The organism is Streptomyces albipurpureus (assembly GCF_023701525.1).
Lineage (GTDB): Bacteria > Actinomycetota > Actinomycetes > Streptomycetales > Streptomycetaceae > Streptomyces > Streptomyces albipurpureus.
In genome coordinates this window covers 35976-56784 of record NZ_JAMQAW010000096.1, presented here as the reverse complement: position 1 = coordinate 56784, position 20809 = coordinate 35976, and the positions used below count along the sequence as shown (strand labels likewise).

General features: G+C 68.3%; 17 protein-coding genes. 13 read left to right on the top strand and 4 right to left on the bottom strand.

Annotated elements, in window-relative coordinates; all coding sequences use genetic code 11:
• Window positions 1-383: 383 nt before the first annotated feature.
• From NBG84_RS37940 to NBG84_RS37925, 4 genes are all read left to right on the top strand, one after another.
• Window positions 384-1733, top strand: a complete 1350-nt coding sequence (locus tag NBG84_RS37940) for a dicarboxylate/amino acid:cation symporter (protein ID WP_250924276.1) — start codon at window positions 384-386, stop codon at window positions 1731-1733.
• 314 nt (window positions 1734-2047) lie between these two features.
• Window positions 2048-2743, top strand: a complete 696-nt coding sequence (locus NBG84_RS37935) for a TetR/AcrR family transcriptional regulator (protein WP_250924275.1) — start codon at window positions 2048-2050, stop codon at window positions 2741-2743.
• A gap of 432 nt (window positions 2744-3175) precedes the next feature.
• Window positions 3176-7654, top strand: a complete 4479-nt coding sequence (locus tag NBG84_RS37930; RefSeq protein WP_250924274.1) for a Pls/PosA family non-ribosomal peptide synthetase — start codon at window positions 3176-3178, stop codon at window positions 7652-7654.
• Window positions 7654-9045, top strand: a complete 1392-nt coding sequence (locus NBG84_RS37925) for a M1 family metallopeptidase (RefSeq protein WP_250924273.1) — start codon at window positions 7654-7656, stop codon at window positions 9043-9045. Before NBG84_RS37930 ends, NBG84_RS37925 begins: the two co-directional genes overlap by 1 nt.
• 155 nt (window positions 9046-9200) lie before the next feature.
• Here NBG84_RS37925 and NBG84_RS37920 read toward each other — a convergent pair whose 3' ends face one another.
• Window positions 9201-9404 carry a cold-shock protein gene (locus NBG84_RS37920; protein ID WP_003967102.1) on the bottom strand — a complete coding sequence of 68 codons (204 nt, stop codon included), beginning with the start codon at window positions 9402-9404 and terminating at the stop codon, window positions 9201-9203.
• A 318-nt stretch (window positions 9405-9722) separates the two neighbouring features.
• On the opposite strand from NBG84_RS37920, the gene NBG84_RS37915 reads away from it, so the two are divergent.
• From NBG84_RS37915 to NBG84_RS37890, 6 genes are all read left to right on the top strand, one after another.
• The gene (locus NBG84_RS37915) at window positions 9723-10598 is read left to right on the top strand and encodes a menaquinone biosynthetic enzyme MqnA/MqnD family protein (protein ID WP_250924272.1); all 876 of its coding nucleotides are present in this window, start codon (window positions 9723-9725) and stop codon (window positions 10596-10598) included.
• A gap of 170 nt (window positions 10599-10768) precedes the next feature.
• A complete protein-coding gene (locus NBG84_RS37910) occupies window positions 10769-11035 on the top strand; it encodes a hypothetical protein (protein ID WP_250924271.1) in 267 nt (88 codons plus the stop codon).
• 222 nt (window positions 11036-11257) lie between these two features.
• Entirely contained in the window at window positions 11258-13027 is a 1770-nt protein-coding gene (locus NBG84_RS37905; RefSeq protein WP_250924270.1) for a serine/threonine-protein kinase, read from the top strand.
• 129 nt (window positions 13028-13156) lie between these two features.
• A complete protein-coding gene (mqnC, locus tag NBG84_RS37900) occupies window positions 13157-14356 on the top strand; it encodes a cyclic dehypoxanthinyl futalosine synthase (RefSeq protein ID WP_250924269.1) in 1200 nt (399 codons plus the stop codon).
• Between the two features lie 66 nt (window positions 14357-14422).
• On the top strand, window positions 14423-15031 hold the full coding sequence (locus tag NBG84_RS37895) for a hypothetical protein (RefSeq protein WP_250924268.1): 609 nt from the start codon (window positions 14423-14425) through the stop codon (window positions 15029-15031).
• 31 nt (window positions 15032-15062) lie between these two features.
• Window positions 15063-15758, top strand: coding sequence for a demethylmenaquinone methyltransferase (locus NBG84_RS37890; RefSeq protein WP_250924267.1), 696 nt, complete (start codon window positions 15063-15065; stop codon window positions 15756-15758).
• Between the two features lie 94 nt (window positions 15759-15852).
• Here NBG84_RS37890 and NBG84_RS37885 read toward each other — a convergent pair whose 3' ends face one another.
• Complete coding sequence (locus tag NBG84_RS37885; protein ID WP_250924266.1) at window positions 15853-16359, bottom strand: GNAT family N-acetyltransferase; 507 nt, start codon at window positions 16357-16359, stop codon at window positions 15853-15855.
• 100 nt (window positions 16360-16459) lie between these two features.
• Here NBG84_RS37885 and NBG84_RS37880 point away from each other — a divergent pair, with 100 nt between their 5' ends.
• The 3 genes from NBG84_RS37880 to NBG84_RS37870 all read left to right on the top strand — a co-directional run bounded on the left by NBG84_RS37880 (window position 16460) and on the right by NBG84_RS37870 (window position 19239).
• Window positions 16460-17746 (top strand): geranylgeranyl reductase family protein, encoded by a 1287-nt coding sequence (locus NBG84_RS37880; RefSeq protein WP_250924265.1) that lies wholly within the window; start codon window positions 16460-16462, stop codon window positions 17744-17746.
• A 281-nt stretch (window positions 17747-18027) separates the two neighbouring features.
• Window positions 18028-18927, top strand: a complete 900-nt coding sequence (locus NBG84_RS41285) for a GNAT family N-acetyltransferase (protein WP_250924264.1) — start codon at window positions 18028-18030, stop codon at window positions 18925-18927.
• Window positions 18928-18936: 9 nt separating this feature from the next.
• Complete coding sequence (locus NBG84_RS37870) at window positions 18937-19239, top strand: hypothetical protein (RefSeq protein WP_250924263.1); 303 nt, start codon at window positions 18937-18939, stop codon at window positions 19237-19239.
• 375 nt (window positions 19240-19614) lie between these two features.
• Here the strand turns inward: NBG84_RS37870 and NBG84_RS37865 are convergent, their stop codons facing one another.
• Together NBG84_RS37865 and NBG84_RS37860 are read right to left on the bottom strand one after the other, a co-directional pair.
• The gene (locus NBG84_RS37865) at window positions 19615-19809 is read right to left on the bottom strand and encodes a DUF397 domain-containing protein (protein WP_250924262.1); all 195 of its coding nucleotides are present in this window, start codon (window positions 19807-19809) and stop codon (window positions 19615-19617) included.
• 11 nt (window positions 19810-19820) lie between these two features.
• Entirely contained in the window at window positions 19821-20672 is an 852-nt protein-coding gene (locus tag NBG84_RS37860; protein ID WP_250924261.1) for a helix-turn-helix domain-containing protein, read from the bottom strand.
• Window positions 20673-20809 lie beyond the last annotated feature (137 nt).

Here is a 20809-nt window from a genome sequence, read left to right as displayed (position 1 = left end):
ATTTATTCCTATGGCATGTGTCACACGCCCCGGTGCACGGTAGTGCGCACCGGGGCGTTGGCATGTCCCCATCCGGCGTACCGGGCAGGGGAGTTGGGCGGGCCGTTTGCGTGTAGGGGCCATGGGGGTATCTCAAAGAAGACCTTTGAGGTCCTCAAAGTCACGGTGTTAACGTGGTCGGCATGACGACAGCAGTGCGCCTCCACGATGCCGCGAGCACCCCGCTCGTGGCGCGCCTGCATGTCGATCTCTGCCGCTGTATGTCGGCTGTCTGTCGCCGCTCGGTCTGATCCCGGCATTGGTGGAGCCGCCCTCTCGCGCACGGGCGCCCCCGCACCCCTTTTGTACGTCCCCCTTCTCCCCCCTGCCACAGGAGTGTGTCCGTGTCCGCGAACACCGCCACGACCACGCCCGGAACGCCCTCGGGCTCCGGGTTCCGCATACCCAAGGTCCCGTTCTGGGTCCAGATCGTCGCCGGTCTGGTCCTTGGCGTCCTGCTCGGTTGGCTCGCCCGGGGCCAGGACATCGGCTGGCTCAAGGACACCCTGGAGCAGATCGGCGGAATCTTCGTCCGGCTGCTGAAGCTGGCCGTCGCCCCGCTGGTCTTCTTCGCGATCCTGGTGTCGATCACCAATCTGCGGAAGGTCAACAACGCCGCCCGGCTGGCCGGCCAGACCCTGCTCTGGTTCATGATCACCTCGCTGATCGCGGTCGCCATCGGCATCGCGATCGGACTGATCACCAACCCGGGCGCCGGCACCGGCCTCACCCCCAAGGACGGCAAGGCCCCGGAGAACACGGGCAGCTGGATCGACTTCCTCACCGGGATCATTCCGACGGACGTCATCACACCCTTCACCGAGCTGAACGTCCTTCAGATCGTCTTTATGTCCGCCGTCGCCGGAATCGCCGCGCTGGCGCTCGGTGAGAAGGCCAAGCCGATCCTGACCCTCAGCGAAGCGGTCCTTGAGCTGCTGCAGAAGGCCCTGTGGTGGGTCATCCGACTGGCGCCGCTGGGCACCGTCGGTCTGATCGGCTTCGCCATCGCCGACTACGGCTGGAATCTGATCAGCAAGTACGCGACCTTCACCGCCGATGTCTACATCGGCTGCGCCCTGGTGCTGTTCGGCGTCTACCCGCTGCTGCTCGCGACCGTTGCCAAGGTCAATCCGGTGCACTTCTTCCGGGGCGCCTGGCCCGCGATCCAGCTGGCCTTCGTCTCGCGTTCCTCGGTGGGCACCATGCCGGTCACCCAGCGGGTCACCGAGCGGCTCGGCGTACCGAAGGAGTACACCTCGTTCGCGGTGCCGTTCGGGGCCACGACCAAGATGGACGGTTGCGCGGCGATCTACCCGGCGCTGGCGGCGATCTTCATCGCGCAGATCTTCGATGTGCAGCTCGGTATCCAGGACTATCTGCTGATCGCGTTCGTCTCGGTCGTCGGCTCGGCGGCCACCGCGGGTCTCACCGGCGCGACGGTCATGCTCACCCTGACCCTCTCCACCCTGGGCCTGCCCCTGGAGGGTGTGGGTCTGCTGCTGGCGATCGACCCGATCCTGGACATGATCCGCACGGCGACCAATGTGGCGGGCCAGGCCCTGGTGCCGGTCATCGTCGCCGCCCGCGAGAAGATCCTCGACCACGACGCGTACACCTCGGCCACCTCGTCGCCGATCGATGACGACGGTGTTCGGGGAGCGGACCAGAAGACGGGCGTGCCGGTGGCCGCCTGACCTCGATGACCAGTGGGAAGCGCTCCGCCGCGCGACTGCGGCCGGGCGCTTCCCGCTGCCCGGGCCGCTTCCGGGGTTGCACCCCGGTCAGCCGTTGGGTGCTCCAAACGATCCGCTTTCGATGGTTCATTGATGGGAAAGGCACAGAAAAGGCTGAAGTAAGTTCGGTTCTCGGTGGCATATAGCCCTCTTTCTGTCGCGTATGCGGTACGCGTCCGGAAAGAGGGTCTTCGTGTGCTCTGGCGTGCCCTGCGCCACGTAGGCTAACCGCGCAGTAGGGGAGCAGGGGGAGGGGAGTTCTCACCATGGACGCCATGGACGCTGTGAAAGGCGTGAAGGGCAAGCGGCTACCGCGTGCCGTGCGGGAAGAACAGATGATGGACGCGGCGGTGAGGACCTTTGCGCGGCGGGGTTACCGGGCCGCGTCAATGGATGAGATCGCCCAGTTGGCGGGGGTTTCCAAACCGCTGGTCTATCTCTATCTGAATTCCAAGGATCAGCTGTTCACCGCGTGCATTCGGCGCGAGGCACAGGCTCTGCTGGCCACCGTGCAGGCCGCGATCGAACCGGGCCTGTCGGCCGATCGGCAGCTGTGGGCGGGCCTCACCGCCTTCTTCGACTACACCGTCGAAAGCCCGGACGGCTGGTCGGTGCTCCACCGGCAGGCGCGTACCCACGGGGAGCCGTTCGCCCTGGAGGTGGCCGCGATGCGCGATGAGATCGTCGCCTTTGTCGCCGTACTGATCCAGGCCGCGGCGACCGAGGCCGGAGCCGCCCGGCCGGAGCCGGAACTCGCCGAGCGGGACATGGCGGGTCTGGCGCAAGCACTGGTCGGAGCGGCTGAGTCGCTGGCCGGCTGGATGAATGACGCCGGGACCATGACGGCGAAGGAAGCGGCGGCGACGCTGATGAACTTCGCCTGGGTGGGCCTGGGCAATCTCCTGGAGGGCGAGCGCTGGTCGGCGCGTGGGCCGCAGGGCCCGGCCGTGGTGGGCGCGGGGGAGTTCTAGCGCCGGGCCGGGGCACTGCTCACAGACTCGATGGATCGGGCCGCTCGGGCGGGTGCGGGGGAGTGGGGGGGCTCCCGCTCACGCGCCTGTGTGGGTGACCCGCGCCTGCCTGGGTGACTCGCGTCTGTGTGGGTGACTCGCGTACCTGTCTGAGTGAAAGATTCCCCTTTGGTCTTTTTCGTCTGGCGGTGGGGCGCTCGGTGACACTCGGCGAGTCGGTCACCGAGGCCTCTGGCGTATCCCTCGTACCAGTTCGACAACAGGCGAATTGCGAAAAAGCTCAATAAACTCCCCGTTTGTCGTGCGTGGAGCGCTGCTCCGTGGCGCGCGTCGGACGACGGACGGGGAGTGAGAGATGCAGCCGAACCAGCGTCCTGGCGACCGGGGCGGACGGAGACGACAGCGACTGCCGGCCCGCACCCGGTGCGGCGTATGACCGTCGCCCCGAACACCCCCGTCGACCCGGCCGCCCTGCTCACTCCGCTCCTCGACACCGCCACGGCCCCGGCGATCTTCGTCGGTGGCCCGGCGGCCCCAGCCCGGACGCTCCTCGACATCCTCGATGAGACCGTCCGCCGTCACCCGGACGCACTCGCCGTCGATGACGGGCTGACCTCGCTCAGTTACCGGGAGCTTTCGACGCGGATCGACGGCGTTCGGCAGCGGCTCGCCGCGGTGGGGATCGGTCAGGGGGATCGGGTCGGCGTACGCGTTCCGTCCGGGACCGCTGACCTGTACGTCACGATCCTGGGTGTCCTCGCCGCAGGTGCCGCCTACGTTCCGGTGGATGCCGATGATCCGCCGGAGCGCGCTGAGCTGGTCTTCACCGAGGCCGCGGTGAGCGCGGTGGTGGAAGCGGAACGGGCGGTCAGGGTGCGGTCGGCCCGGACGGTCCCGGGGCATGGCGGCCCGGTGGGGCCGGAGGACTCAGCGAATACGGAGGCCCGCGACCAGGCTTCGGTGGGCTCATGGGGTACGGAGGCCCGCGACCGGGCTTCGGTGGGCCCATGGCGCACGGTGGCCGTGCGCGGAAAAGCCGACGACCAGGCGACGGCCGTACCGGAGGAGCCCCGGGGCGGACCTCCCGGGGAGCCTCCCCGGCCCGGTGACGACGCATGGATCATCTTCACCTCAGGCTCGACCGGTCGCCCCAAGGGCGTCGCCGTCACCCATCGCGCCGCCGCGGCCTTGGTCGACGCCGAGGCCCGGCTCTTTCTCCGTCAGGCCCCACTGGGCCCCGGTGATCGGGTACTCGCCGGGCTTTCGGTGGCCTTCGACGCCTCCTGCGAGGAGATGTGGCTGGCCTGGCGGCACGGGGCCTGTCTGGTGCCGGCACCCCGCTCCCTGGTCCGCGCGGGGATGGAACTCGGTCCCTGGCTGGTGGAGCGGCGGATCACCGTCGTCTCCACCGTCCCCACGCTGGCCGCGCTCTGGCCGGCCCGGTCGCTGGACGGGGTTCGGCTGCTGATTTTCGGCGGTGAGGCCTGCCCACCCGAACTGGCCCGACGGATGGCGGTACCGGGCCGGGAGGTCTGGAACACCTATGGCCCCACCGAGACCACCGTCGTCGCCTGTGCCGCACCGCTGACCGCAACGGACCCCGTACGCATCGGGCTACCGCTCGACGGCTGGGAGCTCGCCGTCGTCGATGAGGCCGGTGAGCCGGTGCCGATGGGCGGCAGCGGTGAACTGGTGATCGCAGGGGTCGGCCTGGCCCGCTATCTGGACCGGGAGCGGGATACCGAGAAGTACGCCCCGCTGGGGGCGCTGGGCTGGAGCCGCGCGTATCGCAGCGGTGATCTGGTACGGGCGCAGGAGTCCGGTCTGCTGTTTCTGGGACGCGTGGACGACCAGATCAAACTGGGTGGCCGACGCATTGAACTGGGCGAGATCGATGCGGCGCTCCAGGCCCTTCCCGGGGTCTTCGCCGCGGCGGCGGCGCTGCGTACGACGGCCTCGGGGCATCAGCTGCTGGTCGGCTATGTGGTGCCCAGCACCGGGGCGATCGGACATCCGGCCGAGCTGCCGGGCACACCCCGAGGGGCGGGTGGCGAACCCGTGGAGTCCGTTGCTCCTGGCGAGGTGCCCCCGGGCTCTGAAGTGTCCGCGCGATCCGCGGCTTCCGACCGTGTGCCCTCAGGCCCGGGTGCGCGTCGCCCGAAACCCGTTCCGGTCGACCGGGTGCGCCCGGACCCTCGCGTGCGTGTGGAGCCCGTCCCCTTGGGCTTTGCGCCCTCGGACCCTGATGTGGTTGTGGAGCCCGTTCCCTCTGTCTGTACGTCCCCGGACCCTGGCGTGCGCGCGGAACCCGCTCCCTTTGACCAGGTCGGCGCACTCGCTCGGCTGCGGGCGGCACTCCCCGCCGCGCTGGTCCCCCTGCTCGTCGTGATCGACGACCTCCCCACCCGTACCTCCGGCAAGGTGGATCGGGACGCACTGCCCTGGCCTCTGCCGGACCAGTCGGTGACGGGCGCGGCAAAGGCGGTTGGCAGCGCCGACACCACCGGGCGTCCGGTGTTCACCGCTGCCGAGGAATGGCTCGCCGCTCAGTGGGCCGAGCTGCTCGGTACCCCGGTCATCGACCCCGAAGCCGACTTCTTCGCCCACGGTGGCGGCAGCCTCGCCGCGGCCCGACTCGTCTCGCGCATCCGGGAGCGCCATGGCACCGGGTCGGTCGCCGATGTCTACCGGTACCCCCGGCTGCGCTCCCTCGCCCTGACCCTGGAAGGCTCCCTGCCCCTGGAAGCCGTCGCGGACACCGCGCCGGGGGGACCGCGGGTACGGCCCGTCCCCCGCCGGGCTCAGATCGTTCAGCTCTTGCTGCTCGTTCCCCTGTTCACGGTGGCCGCCCTGCGCTGGAGCGTCCCCGCCGTCGCTGTGGGCAACGCTCTCGGCATCGGGCCCGCCGTCTCCTGGTGGTGGGTGGCGCTCGGCTGGCTACTCCTCTTCAGCCCACCCGGCCGGATCGCCATCGCCGCGGGCGGCGCCCGGCTGCTGCTGCGCGGGCTGCGCCCCGGCAGCCATCCGCGCGGCGGCCCGGTCCATCTGCGGCTGTGGACCGCCGAGCGACTTGCCGAGACGAGTGGGGCCGTCCACCTCACCGGCCCCTGGCTCACCTGGTACGCGACGGCCCTGGGAGCCAGGGTCGCCGATGACGCCGACCTCCACGCGCTACCGCCCGTGACCGGCTGGCTCAGGCTCGGCCGTGGCTGTGCCATCGAGCCCGAAGTCGATCTCTGCGGCCATTGGCTGGACGGTGACCGACTGCGGATCGGGCCGGTGCGGGTCGGTGCCGAAGCAGTGGTCGGAGCCCGGAGCACCCTCTTTCCGGGGGCCCGGATCGGCAAGCGGGCCCGGATCGCCCCCGGCTCTGCGGTGACCGGGGCCATCCCGGCCGGGGAACGCTGGTCGGGCGCGCCCGCCACCCGCGAAGGCCGCGCCCGCAGGCCTCGGGAACCCCGCCCGCCACACCAGCGCCGCTGGAGCCTTGGCTACGCCCTGTCCTCGCTGGTCCTGGGGGTGCTGCCGATGGTTGCCATCGTCCCGGCCCTCTGGGTGATGAGTGCCTCCATGGCGGGGCGCGGCGACATCACCGGCGCGTTGACCGCCGTACCCCTGGCCACGGTGGCCGCTCTGATCTCATACGCCCTGCTGATCCTGCTGGGTGTACGTGCCCTCAGCGTGGGACTGCGCGCGGGCAGCCACCCACTCCACAGTCGGATCGCTTGGCAGATCTGGGCGACCGAACGGCTGATGGACATGGCCCGCACCCAACTCCACCCCCTGTACGCCAGCCTGTTGACGCCCGGATGGCTACGAGCGCTGGGGATGCGGGTGGGCCATGGGGTCGAGGCGTCCACTGTGCTCGCGGTACCGGCGATGACCTCGGTGGGCAGTGGGGCCTTCCTGGCCGACGACACCATGGTCGGCGGATATGAACTGGGCGGCGGCAGGCTGCGGATCGCCGCCGCCCGGGTCGGCAAGCGGGCTTTCCTGGGGAACTCGGGGATGACCGCCGCGGGTCGGCGGGTGCCCAAACGGGGGCTGGTGGGAGTGCTCTCGGCAGCCCCGAAACGATCCAAGGCGGGCAGTTCCTGGCTCGGTATGCCCCCGATGGAGCTGCCCCGGGCCGTGGAGCGGACCGATGAGAGCCGCACTTTTTCCCCACCGAGGCGGCTGAAATGGGCCCGGGGGGCGGTAGAGCTCTGCAGAATCGTTCCGCTTATGTGTGGTGCGGCGCTGGCCGTCTCCGTGCTGGCCCTCTTCGGCACCCTGGCCACCCGGTGGGGCCATCCACTGGCGCTGCTCGTCGGCGGGCTGCTGCTGCTCGGCGCGGGGGCGATTGCCTCGACTCTGGCCATCGCCGCGAAATGGCTGCTGGTAGGGGTGTTCCGGGTGGGTGAGCATCCGCTGTGGTCCGGTTCTGTGTGGCGCGACGAACTCGCCGACACCTTTGTGGAGACCCTCGCCGTGCCCTGGCTGATGGGAGCGGTGCCCGGCACACCGCTGACCATCCTCTGGCTGCGTGGCCTGGGCGCCCGTATCGGGCCCGGAGTGTGGTGTGAGACCTACTGGCTACCCGAACCCGACCTGGTCAGCGTGGGAGGTGGCGCGAGCGTCAATCGAGGATGTGTGGTGCAGACCCACCTCTTCCACGACCGGATCATGCGGTTGGACGCGATCACCCTCGGTACGGGCACCAGCCTCGGCCCGCACTCCATCGCCCTGCCGGGTGTGGTGATCGGCGACGGGGCGGTGGTGGGGCCCGGTTCCCTGGTGATGAGTGGGGAACGGGTGCCGGCTGGGACGCGTTGGCTGGGCAACCCGATCGCTGCTTGGCGGCGCCCGTCCGCCGAGGCGCCCCCGCTGCCGTCGAACGACCCGATCACGCCCTGGCCGAAGGGTCCGTAATGAGTCGCTCCGGTCCGCCCCTGCTCGGCGGCACCCCCGAGCCACGGGGCCCGCGGACGACCTTTGACAGCGACTACGCCACGCACGGTGACTATCTGCCGCAGTACGGTGACCACCGCTACCGCACCACCAGCTATGACCTCGCCCTGGAGTGCTCCCCGGGCACCGGCCGCATCACCGCTCGGGCCACGATCAGTGCCGTCGCCGGCGAGACACTGTCCGAGGTCGTCTTCGATCTTGGTCGATTCCGTATCACCAAAGTGCTTCTGGACAGTGCCAGCCCGGCTCGCTACACCCATCGCGCCGACAAGCTCCGCATCCGCCCCATCCGCCCACTGCCCATGGGTGCCGTCTTCACCGTCGAAGTGCGATACACCGGCGTTCCGCGGCCCATCCGCAGCCGGGAGTGGGGCGAGCTCGGTTGGGAGCAGTTGGCCGAGGGCTCATTGGTGGCCTCCCAGCCCTACGGCGCCCACTCCTGGTACCCCTGCAACGATCGACCCGATGACAAGGCCCGCTACCGGATCGCGGTGACCGCGCCCTCGCCGTACACGGTGGTGGCGAACGGCAGGCTGATCTCCCGTACGGTCAGGGCTTCCACCACGACCTGGGTGTACGACCAGCCCGCGCCGATGGCCGCCTATCTGGCGGCGGTGCACATCGGTCCCTATGCGCTGGTCACCCTCTCGGACGCGGTCGCCGTACCGCAGCGCGCGGCGGTGCCGAGGGAGCTGCTCGGCGGCCGGTTCGAGCATGACTTCGCGCGGCAGCCGCGCATGATGGCCGTCTTCCAGGATCTCTTTGGCCCCTACCCCTTCGACGAGTACGCCGTGGTCGTGACGGCGGACGAGTTGGAGGTGCCCATCGAGGCACAGGGCCTCTCGGCCTTCGGCGCCAACCATGTCGACGGCCATCGCGGCAGCGAGCGGTTGATCGCTCATGAGCTGGCCCATCAGTGGTTCGGCAACAGCCTCACCGCCGCCGACTGGAGGGACATCTGGCTCCATGAGGGCTTCGCGAAGTACGCCGAGTGGCTGTGGTCCGAGCTGTCGGGCGGCCCGAACGCGGCCGTACTGGCCGGCCGGGCGTGGGGGCGACTCGCGCTGCTGCGCCGGGACATCCTGATCGCCGATCCTGGGCCTGATCGACTCTTCGACGAGCGGGTCTACGAACGGGGTGGGCTGACCCTGCACGCGCTGCGCCATCAGCTGGGGCTTGAGGCCTTTGTCGCGCTGCTGCGCGAGTGGACGGCGACCCATCGCCATGGCTCGGTGACCACCGAGCAGTTTCTCGCCCTCGCTGACCGTCACTCTCCGCAATCCCTGGAGAGGTTCTTTCAGTCCTGGCTGTACGAGAGGGAACTGCCCGCGCTGCCTGATCGGCTGCCCTGACACTCCGAAGATGCCGTATGAATCCACTTCTGCCCGGAAAGGCGTGAATTCACCATGGAAAGGCGATGAGGAAAGGCAGGAGCTCCGTTCCTGGAAAGGACGGAGCTCCTTGGGTGGTGCTATTAAGTCGGTTACGCGATCGTCAACCTGGCTGATTAGGCCGGGGTGACGTTCTCCGCCTGCGGGCCCTTCGGGCCCTGGGTGACGTCGAAGTTCACGACCTGGTTCTCCTCCAGGGAGCGGAAACCAGACGCGTTGATCGCGGAGTAGTGGACGAAGACATCCGGGCCGCCGCCGTCCTGGGCGATGAAGCCGAAGCCCTTTTCAGCGTTGAACCACTTGACGGTTCCGGTAGCCATAAGCCCTCCTTGGGCCAAAGGGTTGCCCTGCTCCAGAACCTGCAAACAAGTCTGAAAACTACAAAAGCCCGCGGGTCACATGCTCCGCAGGCTCTGTACTGCAAGGGAAACCAAACTGCAACTTGCGTCGAGCCTAGCACGCACTGTGTTGGCAGCGGTAGAGGGAAAGATCACTTCACTCGGACGCTTGAAGGGCCCCTCCGCGCACTGACGAACCGCAGCTCAACCGGTGCGTACCCGCCCTGGAGCCAGCTCGCCGCGCGGCCCGCGTACGGCCCCTGCGCACTCAGATCACCTGTACCGGTCTAGCCTCACGTTGTGGACAGTCTCGGAGAAACCCCAGCAACCGACCGCCCCCGCAGCAGGCCCCGGGTCGGTCATATCCAGTTCCTCAACTGTCTCCCCCTCTACTGGGGGCTGGCCCGCACCGGAACACTTCTTGACCTGGAGTTGACGAAGGACTCACCGGAGAAGCTCAGTGAGCAACTGGTGAGCGGAGAACTCGATATCGCGCCGATCACTCTGGTGGAGTTTCTGCGCAATGCCGATCAGCTGGTGGCATTTCCTGATCTGGCAGTCGGTTGTGATGGTCCGGTGATGTCGTGTGTCATCGTCTCTCAGGGCCCACTGGAGAAGCTGGATGGCGCACGGGTCGCCCTTGGCTCCACTTCTCGTACGTCGGTACGGCTGGCGCAACTACTGCTGGCCGAGAAGTACCGGGTGACGCCCGACTATTACAGCTGCCCGCCCGATCTCGGCTTGATGATGCAGGAAGCGGAAGCAGCCGTCCTGATTGGCGATGCCGCACTGCGGGCGTCCTTGCACGATGCGCCGAGGCTTGGTCTTGAAGTCCATGACCTGGGATTGATGTGGAAGGAGTGGACGGGCCTGCCCTTTGTGTTCGCGGTCTGGGCGGCGCGCAAGGAGTATCTGGCCCGTGAACCCGCGTTGGTGCGCGAAGTCCATGAGGCCTTTCTGTCCTCCCGCGACCTGTCGCTCGAAGAGGTCGCCAAGGTCTCGGAGCAGGCGGCTCGCTGGGAGAGCTTCGATGCGGAACTGCTGGAGCGATACTTCCGTACGCTGGACTTCCGCTTCGGTTCCGAGCAATTGGCAGGCGTACGGGAGTTCGCCCGCCTCATCGGTCCGACCACCGGCTTCCCGGCCGATGTCACGGTCGAGCTGCTAGGGCGCTGAGGGGCGCCTGCTCAGCCCCGCCCCTACCCGTAGCAGGCTCGTCGGCGGAGGGAGGCGCCCGGATCGTGCCCGCCGGCCGGAGCCGAGGGGGTCGCCCGACTCGGCTCGGATCGGATTGTGCCCGCCCGCCGGAGCCGAGGGCGCCATAAGCCCCCGTACCCGAGGGCGCCATGAGTACCGGTGCAGGAGAAGGCAGCACACCCGAGATACCGCCGTCCGTACTCTTCCTCGCCGCCGAGAGCGGCACTGCCAACCAGATCGACCACGTCGGGATCCACCTCGGCAAGGACCACCAGGGCATCCCCCGCTTCCTGTTCCAGCCGCGAAACGCCCAACGACCCCACGGCGGCCGACCTCGGCGGCGCCCCGACCCCCCGACCCCCCCCGACGGATCGGATACGTACGCCACGACGCCGCGCGTCCCGCGCCGCGGCTGAGCTGCCGCATGCCTGGCGGAACGCCATCCTCCGCCAGTCGTGGCGGATGCCAGGACGTCCGGCTCGCAGGCGGGTCCCTCGGAAGCGAAGCAGCGGCCGTGCTCCCGCGCCGATGACCCGGGTGAAAACACCCGGCCGCAATTCCCTGGGAGCGAGCAGGCGGCTCCCCCTACCCTGAGTTCCGGCAGAAGCGGACAGATGGGCAACCGGGGGAGTTCACAGATGCAGCCGCTCGATCCTGGGGACCCGCGTCTCATCGGTCCCTACCGGCTGCTGGGCCGGCTCGGCGCCGGCGGGATGGGACGCGTCTACCTCGGCCGCAGCGCCGGCGGCCGTACCGTCGCCGTCAAGGTCGTCCACCCCCACTTCGCCCTCGACGACGAGTTCCGCACCCGGTTCCGGCGCGAGGTCGAGTCCGCGCGGAGGGTCGGCGGCCAGTGGACCGCGCCGGTGCTCGACGCCGACCCGGGGGCCGCCCAACCCTGGTTGGCCACCGGCTATGTCGCAGGCCCCGCCCTCTCCGCCGCCGTGACCGGCCACGGTCCACTGCCGATGCCCGCGGTTCGCGCCCTGGGCGCCGGGCTCGCCGAGGCGCTCACCGCCGTACACGCCCTGGAACTGGTGCACCGCGATGTGAAGCCGTCCAATGTGCTGCTCACCCTCGACGGCCCGCGGCTGATCGACTTCGGGATCGCCCGGGTCACGGACGGTACCGCTTCCCTCACCTCCACCGGGGTCTCGGTCGGCTCACCCGGCTATATGTCGCCCGAGCAGATCCTTGGCAAAGGCATCTCCGGCGCTGCCGATGTGTTCTCGCTGGGTGCCGTCCTGGCCTACGCGGCCACCGGCTCGGCCCCCTTCAGCGGAGACTCCTCCGCCACCCTCCTCTACAAGGTGGTCCATGAGGAGCCGGAGCTCGATGGGCTGGAGGGTGAGCTGAGGCAGCTGGTCGCCGGCGCGCTCGCCAAGAACCCGGGCGCGCGCCCCACACCGCGGGAGATCGCCGGGGCGCTGGCCCCCGGCGGGGCCGCCGCTCTGGTCGCCGCCGGCTGGTTGCCGGGCGCGCTGGTGGAACAGGTCAGCCGGGCCGCGGTGGAGTTGCTCAGTCTGGAGCCCGCCGATCCGGCCCGGGGGCCCGAGGGCCCGCTGTCGGGCCCGGTGGCTTTCAGCAGCCCTTCGGTCGGCGGCGTAGAGGCGGCCCGGGCGGGCCAGCCGGGTCAGCCGGGCCAGCCAACGGGGACGACACCCGGCACCTTCGGTCCGCCGATCGAACCGATGCACCCCCTGCCGTCGGGACACCCCCTGGCCTCGGTGCCCCAGCTGCCGGTGTTCCCCGCCGCCGGGGAGGGCCACGCGCCCTGGGCACCCGCGTCCCAGGGGGACCCGTCCGCCGACCCCGACCCCCCGCCGCCCACCCGCAACCGACGCAAGGTCAGTTGCACCCTCACCCTCACCCTGGCCGCCGTGCTCGCCGGCGTCACCATCGGCGTGGGTGTTCTCTATGACCTGCTGCCCGGCTCCGGCGCCTTCAAGGACAGCGACGACACCGCGAACGCCGGCCCCCAGGACCCCGCGGAAGGCAGTACCGCTCCCTCCGCCCCGGGCAACCCGGACAGTGAGCAGGCAAGCGAGGTACCGAAAGCCTTCATCGGCACCTGGGAGGGCCCCTTCACCATCAGCTTCGCGGACACCGACCTCAAAGCCGGCACCTTCACCATCGTGCTCAAGTCCGGACGCACGGGCGGCCGGATCGGGACCGCCGCCCAGTACGACGCGCTGGGCAACCTCGCCTGTACGGACAATCTCGTCCTACGGAAGGCGACCGCGACCCAACTGGTCACCGATGGCGCGTCCAACGGCCGAGCTGGCAGCAAATGCACCGAAGGCACCCACACCGTGACGCTGAAGCTGGCCGGGGGCAACCTTCGCTACAGCTCGGACGAGCCGCGCGCCGGCAACCCCCGCGCCACCCTCAAGCGCGCCACCAACTGATCCGTACCGGTGGACCGGGCCGACCGGCCCATGGTCGGCCCAGTCCCCTGACGTAGGCTGGACCGGCCCGTAGAACGTCCGACAGCGCCTTGCCCAAGGCTCTGGAGAACCACCGAAAGGTGACACCCGGTGACCGAGAAGGCCGACCTTCAGTCCGTGCTGGACCGCGCTGCCGCGGGCGGTCGGATCACCCCGGAAGAGGCGCTTGACCTCTACCGCTCCGCCCCGCTGCACGCACTGGGCAGCGCGGCCGACGCCGTGCGCCGCCGTCGATACGCGGGAACCGAGCACATCGCGACGTACATCATCGAGCGCAACATCAACTACACCAACCTCTGCGTCACCGCCTGCAAGTTCTGTGCCTTCTACGCGGCGCCGAAGGACACCAAGAAGGGCTGGACGCGCGATCTCGATGACATCCTGCGGCGCTGCGCCGAGACCGTTGAGCTGGGCGGCACCCAGATCATGTTCCAGGGCGGCCACCACCCCGACTTCGGTGTGGAGTACTACGAGGAGAACTTCGCGGCGATCAGGTCCGCCTTCCCGCAGCTGGTGATCCACTCCCTCGGCGCGTCCGAGGTCGAGCACATGGCGAAGATCTCGGGCGTATCGATCGAGGAGGCCATCCAGCGCATCCACACGGCGGGTCTGGACTCCTTCGCCGGCGCCGGTGCCGAGTTGCTGCCGGCCCGCCCGCGCACCGCGATCGCCCCGCTCAAGGAGTCCGGCGAACGCTGGCTGGAGATCATGGAGGCCGCGCACGGACTCGGGGTGGAGTCGACCTCGACCATGCTGATGGGCACCGGCGAGACCAACGCCGAGCGCATCGAGCATCTGCGGATGATCCGCGATGTGCAGGACCGCACGGGCGGCTTCCGCGCCTTCATCCCGTACACGTACCAGCCCGAGAACAACCACCTCAAGGGCCAGACCCAGGCGACGCTCTTCGAGTATCTGCGGATGATCGCCATCGCCCGGCTCTTCTTCGACAACGTGGCCCATATCCAGGGCTCCTGGCTGACCACCGGCAAGGAGGTCGGCCAACTGTCGCTGCACTACGGCGCCGACGACCTCGGTTCGATCATGCTGGAGGAGAACGTCGTCTCCTCGGCCGGTGCCAAGCACCGCTCCAACCGCCAGGAGATCATCGACCTCATCCGCAAGTCGGGACGGGTGCCCGCGCAGCGGGCGACCACGTACGAGCACATCGTGGTGCACGACGACCCGGCGAACGACCCGGTCGATGAGCGGGTGGTCTCGCATATCTCCTCGACCGCGATCGAGGGTGGCACCGCCCACCCGGAACTCAAGCTCCTGAATGCCAACTGACCACGCCGTGCGAGCGATATCCGCGAGCGGACGCCTGATGCCGACCGTGACCTCGGGCGATGACCCGTGCTGACGATCCATCGGGCGGACGCCGTTCTCGGTCGGCCGGGTCTGGACGCCGTGTTGGTCAAGGGCGGCTTGATCGTGGCGATCGGTTCGGCCGAAGGGCTGACGGTCACCCATTTCAGGGCCAGGGTCCGCCGTTGGCCCGGGCTGCTGACGCCCGGACTGCGGGAGCCGGGCGCCGTCGCCCTGCTGGAGGCCGCCTACCATCCGGACCCCCGCGAAGCCGATGAACTCGGCACCGATCCGCTCACCGGCGACGCCCTGACCGCACTGGCGATGGATGACACCCGGTGGGGACACAGCACCCGCCGGGGGATCCAGCGGCTTCTCGCCCGCGGCAACACGGCGCTGACCGGGCCGTTCACCCGCCCCGCTGTCCGTACCGCGGTGACCCGTTCCGGCCTGCGGGTACGCCAGCCGGATACGGAAGGCGCTTCGTCAGTTCCGTCAGTTCCGGCGGCAAAAGTGGTGTACGACGGTGGCCTGGAGATCGGCGGCCCGGCCGACTTCGCCGTGTTCTCGGTGCCCGGCAGGAAACTCGACCCGGCCGACACCCACCGCTGTGTCGCCACCGTGCTGGGCGGACGGCTGCTGTACCGCCGCGCATAGCGTGCGCGGGTGCCCTGCTTGAATGGGGAATGTGAACCGAGCATCCCTGGACAAGCAGCCGCACGAAGTCGCCTCGATGTTCGATGCCGTGGCGGCGAACTACGACCTCACCAATGATGTTCTGTCGTTCGGCCAGGACCGGCGCTGGCGCAGGGAAGTCGCCAAGGCCGTGGACGCCCGTCCGGGACAGAAGATCCTCGACCTGGCGGCCGGTACCGGTACTTCATCGCTGCCGTTCGTTGAGGCCGGTGCCTATGTGGTGCCGTGCGACTTCTCGCAGGGGATGCTCCGCGAGGGCAAGAAGCGCCACCCCTGGCTGCCGCTCACCGCGGGGGACGGCACAAGGCTCCCGTTCCGCGACGATGTCTTCGACGCGGTGACGATCTCCTTCGGACTGCGCAACATCGCCGACACCGAGCTGGCACTGCGCGAGATGCTCCGGGTCACCAAGCCGGGCGGCCGGATCGTGATCTGTGAGTTCTCGCACGCGACCTGGGCGCCGTTTCGCACCGTGTACGAGGAGTATCTGATGCGGGCGCTGCCCCCGGTGGCACGGGCGGTCTCCTCCAACCCGGATGCGTATGTCTATCTCGCCGAGTCCATCCGGTCCTGGCCGGAGCAGCCTGAGTTGGCGCGGACACTGGGGAGCGCGGGCTGGGAGAAGGTGGCCTGGCGCAATCTGTCGGGCGGGGTGGTGGCACTGCACCGAGGGACAAAGCCCGCCTAGGAGGGTTGTGGTGCTGGGCCCGTCCGACGCCCGAGGGAGGGGGCGGGCCAGCGTGTCTAGGGGCCCGGGACGGTCCGCACGCCGTCCCCCGGCCTTACAGCTCCAGCCGGAAGCAGTACCCCTCCCGCAGGGAATCCGGCGTCCTGAACGTCTCCACCTGCTCCATCCCCAGGCGTCTGGTCACCGCTATCGACCGTTCGTTGCGCGCGTCCACCATGGCCACCACCCGGGTGACGCCCGCCGCCCGCACCCGCTCCAGCGTGGTGTGGGCCGCAGCGGTCGCGTACCCCTTCCCCCACGCGGAGCGCGCCAGCCGCCAGCCGATCTCGATCTCGCCCACCGGCCCGAACTCACTGTGCGGCCAGGGCTGAGCGCCGGTGAAACCGACCACTTCGCCGTCCTCGTCGAGCACCGTCCACAGACAGAATCCGCGCTCCGCGTCATGGCGTCGCTGCCGCGCGGTCAGCTCCTCGTACGCCGACCGCTCAGCCCTTCCGCCGTGGAACTCCATCACCTCGGGGTCGGCAAAGACCCGATGCCATGCATAGGCATCCTCATCAGTGGGCACACGCAGCCGTACGGCGGGGAGCAGCCTGCTCATAGGGGAGCCCTTCGGTCGACGGATAGGCACTCCCCCATAGACTGCACATGTCCTGTGCTTTTTAGGCACGCGAATATTGAGTCTTACGGGAGAACCAGCCGTGACTGAGCCCCTCTCCGAACACAGCGCAGATGTGATCGTCGTCGGGGCCGGCCCGGCCGGCTCCACCGCGGCGTACTACCTCGCCAAGGCCGGACTGGACGTCCTGCTGCTGGAAAAGACGGCCTTCCCCCGGGAGAAGGTCTGCGGCGACGGTCTGACCCCGCGCGCCACCAAGCAACTGGTGGCCATGGGCATCGACATCTCCGAAGAGGCCGGTTGGCTGCGGAACAAGGGCCTGCGGATCATCGGCGGCGGCGTACGGCTCCAGCTGGACTGGCCGGAACTCGCCGCGTATCCGGACTATGGACTGGTCCGCAAGCGCGATGACTTCGACGAGCAGTTGGCCCGGCAGGCGCAGAAGGCGGGCGCCCGGCTGTACGAGCGCTGCAATGTGGGCGCGCCGATCCTCGATGACCGTACGGGCAAGATCATCGGCGTGGAGGCCAAGCTCGGCGAGGACAAGGTCCCGGTCACCTTCCACGCTCCGCTGGTGGTCGCCGCCGATGGGAACTCCTCCCGCATCTCCCTGGCGATGGGGCTGCACCGCCGCGACGACCGCCCGATGGGTGTCGCCGTACGGACGTACTTCACCTCCCCCCGCCATGAGGACGACTATCTGGAGTCCTGGTTGGAGCTGTGGGACCGCCGAGGCCCCGGCCCGGACCGGCTGCTGCCCGGCTACGGCTGGATCTTCGGCATGGGCGACGGCACTTCCAACGTCGGCCTGGGCGTGCTCAACACCACGTCCTCCTTCAAGGAACTGGACTGGCGCGAGGTCCTCAAGGCGTGGTGTGCGTCGATGCCCGAGGAGTGGGGCTACACCGAGGACAACATGACCGGCCCGATCCGGGGTGCCGCCCTGCCGATGGCGTTCAACCGGCAGCCGCACTACACCCGTGGGCTGCTGCTGGTCGGTGACGCGGGCGGGCTGGTGAACCCGTTCAACGGTGAAGGCATCGCCTACGCCATGGAGTCCGCCCAGATCGCCGCCGATGTGATCGTCCAGGCCCATGCCCGTGCCACCCCGGCCCACCGCGAACTGGCCCTCCAGCGCTATCCGAAGGTCCTCAAGGACACCTATGGCGGCTACTACACCCTGGGCCGCGCGTTTGTGAAGCTGATCGGCAACCCGAAGGTCATGCAACTCGCGACCCAGCGGGGACTGACCCACCCCATGCTGATGCGGTTCACCCTGAAGATGCTGGCCAATCTGACCGATCCCACCGGCGGCGACGCCATGGACCGGATCATCAACGGCCTCTCCAAGGTGGCCCCCAAGGCCTAGCCGTACGACACCGGTCGCCCGGTCCATGGATCGCCGCCATGAACCGGGCCCTGCCGTGCCGTAGCCGTACGACACCCACCGCCTGGTCGTGGATCGTCTCCATGGCCGGGCGTTGCTGTGTCGTGGGCGTACGGTACTCGCCGCCCCGGTGGGGGCCCTCCTCGGCCGGGCGTTGCTCTCTGCCCCGGGACGACCCCCGCGACTCGGTGGAAAACGACTCGCGGTAGATCGATGTACGGGGCAAGGTTAGGGGATACCCACTGCCGACCCCGAGGACTGCCGTGCCCGTTCCCACCCCCGCCCCTCGTCTCACCATCCGTCCGTACGAGGAGCGGGACGAGCGCGGAGTGCTCGACCTGGTGAACGCCGACCGACTGCTCGGGCAGCCGGTCACCACCGGGCAGATGCTCCGGGACCACATCGGCCACCACCCCCGTATGGTGGGCGACTCTGTGGCGCCGGTGGCCGTGCCCGAGGCGGATGTCGTGGTGGACCAGGCGACGGGCGAGATCGTCGGGGCCGCCGCCTACGCGGCACGGGATGAGGCCTCGGGGTATGTGCGCTGGCTGCACTGCCGCGAGGGCCGGGTGGTGGCCGACGCCCTGATCGCCCATCTGCTGCGCCGCTTCGGCCCCGACCGGAGGGTGGATGCCTTCGAGTCCCCCACTCCGCTCGGCTACTTCCTGGAGGGCTTTCCCGCCCGCCACCGCCCGACCACCCTCGCGGCCATGGAGTCAGCGGGATTCACCGCCAGCGATGAGTGGGGCTACCGCCACGCCCGCCTTCCCCTCCCAGGGCTTGCCCGGGTGGAGTACACACTGTCCGAACCGCACCATCCTGACCTGCGGGAAATGGTGGTCAGTGAGGATGGCGAACGGGTCGCGTCCGCCACCATCGGCCTTCCGCAGTACGACGGGATCGGCATCCTCTGGTCGATCACCGTCGAACCCCCGGCCCGAGGCAGAGGACTCGGCAGCGCTCTGCTCGGCTCGGCGATGACCCTGCTGACCGAACTCGGCGCCCGGGAAGTGATCCTGTTCGCCGACGACGCTCCGCCACCGCCCCCCGGGGGCGACGACCGCGTTCCGCTGGAGGACGACCACACGGTGGTGACGCGAATGTACGACCGCGCCGGATTTAGGGAAGTCGACCGGCTATTGCACTTCATCCGCTGCCCGTAGCGTGGACGTGTGGACGAGGATGAGAACCGACGACTGGGGCTGATCGCCCCGGACATCTCCCAGATATCCATCGACCTGCTCCGCAAGGCCGTTGGTGTCTATCCCGAGGAACGCATGGGCGAAGAGGCCCTGAACATTGCGGACGAGGTCCTGGAGCAGTACGGCACGGACGGCCTGCGGGTGCTGGTCATGAGCCTCACGGGCTGGGCGGCGGTCCAGATCGAAAAAGAGGCGCAGATGACCGGTCGCACACATGAGGCGTTGTTGGACGACATGGACCTTACGAGATTTGAGACCAATCCGGATATCTGAGCTTTGGCCAAGAGCTGGGCACTTGGGCCGGGTGTTGATCTCTCGCGCGACCCATGAGCGGTGACACCAGCCGTGCTGGCGCTCGATTCGCCCTGCTTCTCTGGTCGTCCCCGGTGCTGCCCCTCGGCCCGGTTGCGCCGGGGTGATGTCCCGCCCCTTTCGACGGGACCCCCTGCGGTGACCGACTAACTGGGGCACCGCACCCGAGGGGCGCTGGTCTTCCCGCGCCGATGCTGGCGATGCCCCGCCTGCGTCGGCTGCCTGAAGCCTCCCGACGTGGTGCGTGGTTGGCATAGACGGCGGAGCGCTCCGCGCCCGAAGGGATGCGGAGCGCTCTGAGGTTAATTGGATCGGGGGGCGGGAGACAAAAGCCAGTTAGCCGAGTAGGTGATCAAAATCGCCATTCTTGACCCCACGGATGAAAGCTCTCATCTTCTCGGGGGTCGTCGTAATGGTTTCGTTGGGCTGCTCGCTCTCTCGCAGCCTTATTATTTCGCCATCCCGTAGAACTCCGATGCAGGAGTTTCCCGCTTGGCAGAATGAAGACTCCTGCCAAAAGTCGTCCGTCATTTACGAACCCCTCACAGTTGCTTTGCAATGGCATGGATAAAATTCGTAGAGTCTTCAACCGAGAGCGCTTTTGATTTCATGCGGTCCAGTAGGTTGCGGTAGTTCCGCAACTGGGTTGGTGAGTCGAGAAAAGCGACCCCATGAGTAGCGTCTAGTTGTACGGTGTCGAGTTCCGAAACGTCGCCCTGCGCGTAGAAGATTGACTGCCCTGAACCAGCGAAGCCGCCCGCATCGAACGGGATTACCTGGATTGTTACGTGTTCACTTTGGCCTATGGTCAGCAAGTGCTCTAGCTGTGCTCGGGCCACCTTCTTGCCTCCGAACTGCATGCGCAGCGCGGCCTCGTGAATCACCGCTTCATAATCCGGAGGCCACTCTCTACCCAGAATCAACTGGCGTCGCACTCTGTGATTGATGCGACGGTCAAGATCAATTCCGGTGAGTGGTGGGCCGGTCTCGGAAAAGATGGCTTTGATATGGTCCTCGGTCTGAAGGAGCCCGGGGATGTGGGCGATTTGATACGTTCGCAAGCCGTTGCAGTGATGTTCGAGTTCTGCGATATCGAGAAAATCTGCGGGCAGTTTCTCTCGGTACTCGTTCCACCACCCTTTGGTTCTGTCTTCGGCGATCTTGACGATGGCGTCGACGTAGTTCTGATCATCGCAGCCGTACGCGCATGCGAGGGCGCGAACACGTTCACCGCTGACGCCGAAACGTGCGGTCTCCATTTGGCTGATCTTTGTGTGATCGATGCCGAGGAGTTGCGCCGCCTCGCGGGAGTTGTGGCCAGCGCCCTCCCTGAGTCGTCGCAGTTCCGCGCCGAGGCGTCGCTGTCGAGCTGTGGTGACTGTCCGGGGTGGCATGTCGCAAGTGTGCCCTCGTAGGGGCGCGGGGTCCACCTAGATCAATACTGCTACAGGAAGGGTAGTAATAGTGATCCCTAATGCTCTATCGTCCTCTCAGCACCGCGTGAAACGCCGGTAGTTGACCGAAGTGCAGT

Excerpts from the sequence above, each read along its gene's own strand:
- NBG84_RS37935 (WP_250924275.1), top strand. The coding sequence starts at position 2,048 with ATGGACGCTGTGAAAGGCGTGAAGGGCAAGCGGCTACCGCGTGCCGTG.
- NBG84_RS37930 (WP_250924274.1), top strand. The coding sequence starts at position 3,176 with ATGACCGTCGCCCCGAACACCCCCGTCGACCCGGCCGCCCTGCTCACT.
- NBG84_RS37925 (WP_250924273.1), top strand. The coding sequence starts at position 7,654 with ATGAGTCGCTCCGGTCCGCCCCTGCTCGGCGGCACCCCCGAGCCACGG.
- NBG84_RS37920 (WP_003967102.1), bottom strand. The coding sequence starts at position 9,404 with ATGGCTACCGGAACCGTCAAGTGGTTCAACGCTGAAAAGGGCTTCGGC.
- NBG84_RS37910 (WP_250924271.1), top strand. The coding sequence starts at position 10,769 with ATGAGTACCGGTGCAGGAGAAGGCAGCACACCCGAGATACCGCCGTCC.
- NBG84_RS37905 (WP_250924270.1), top strand. The coding sequence starts at position 11,258 with ATGCAGCCGCTCGATCCTGGGGACCCGCGTCTCATCGGTCCCTACCGG.
- NBG84_RS37885 (WP_250924266.1), bottom strand. The coding sequence starts at position 16,359 with ATGAGCAGGCTGCTCCCCGCCGTACGGCTGCGTGTGCCCACTGATGAG.
- NBG84_RS37865 (WP_250924262.1), bottom strand. The coding sequence starts at position 19,809 with ATGACGGACGACTTTTGGCAGGAGTCTTCATTCTGCCAAGCGGGAAAC.
- NBG84_RS37860 (WP_250924261.1), bottom strand. The coding sequence starts at position 20,672 with ATGCCACCCCGGACAGTCACCACAGCTCGACAGCGACGCCTCGGCGCG.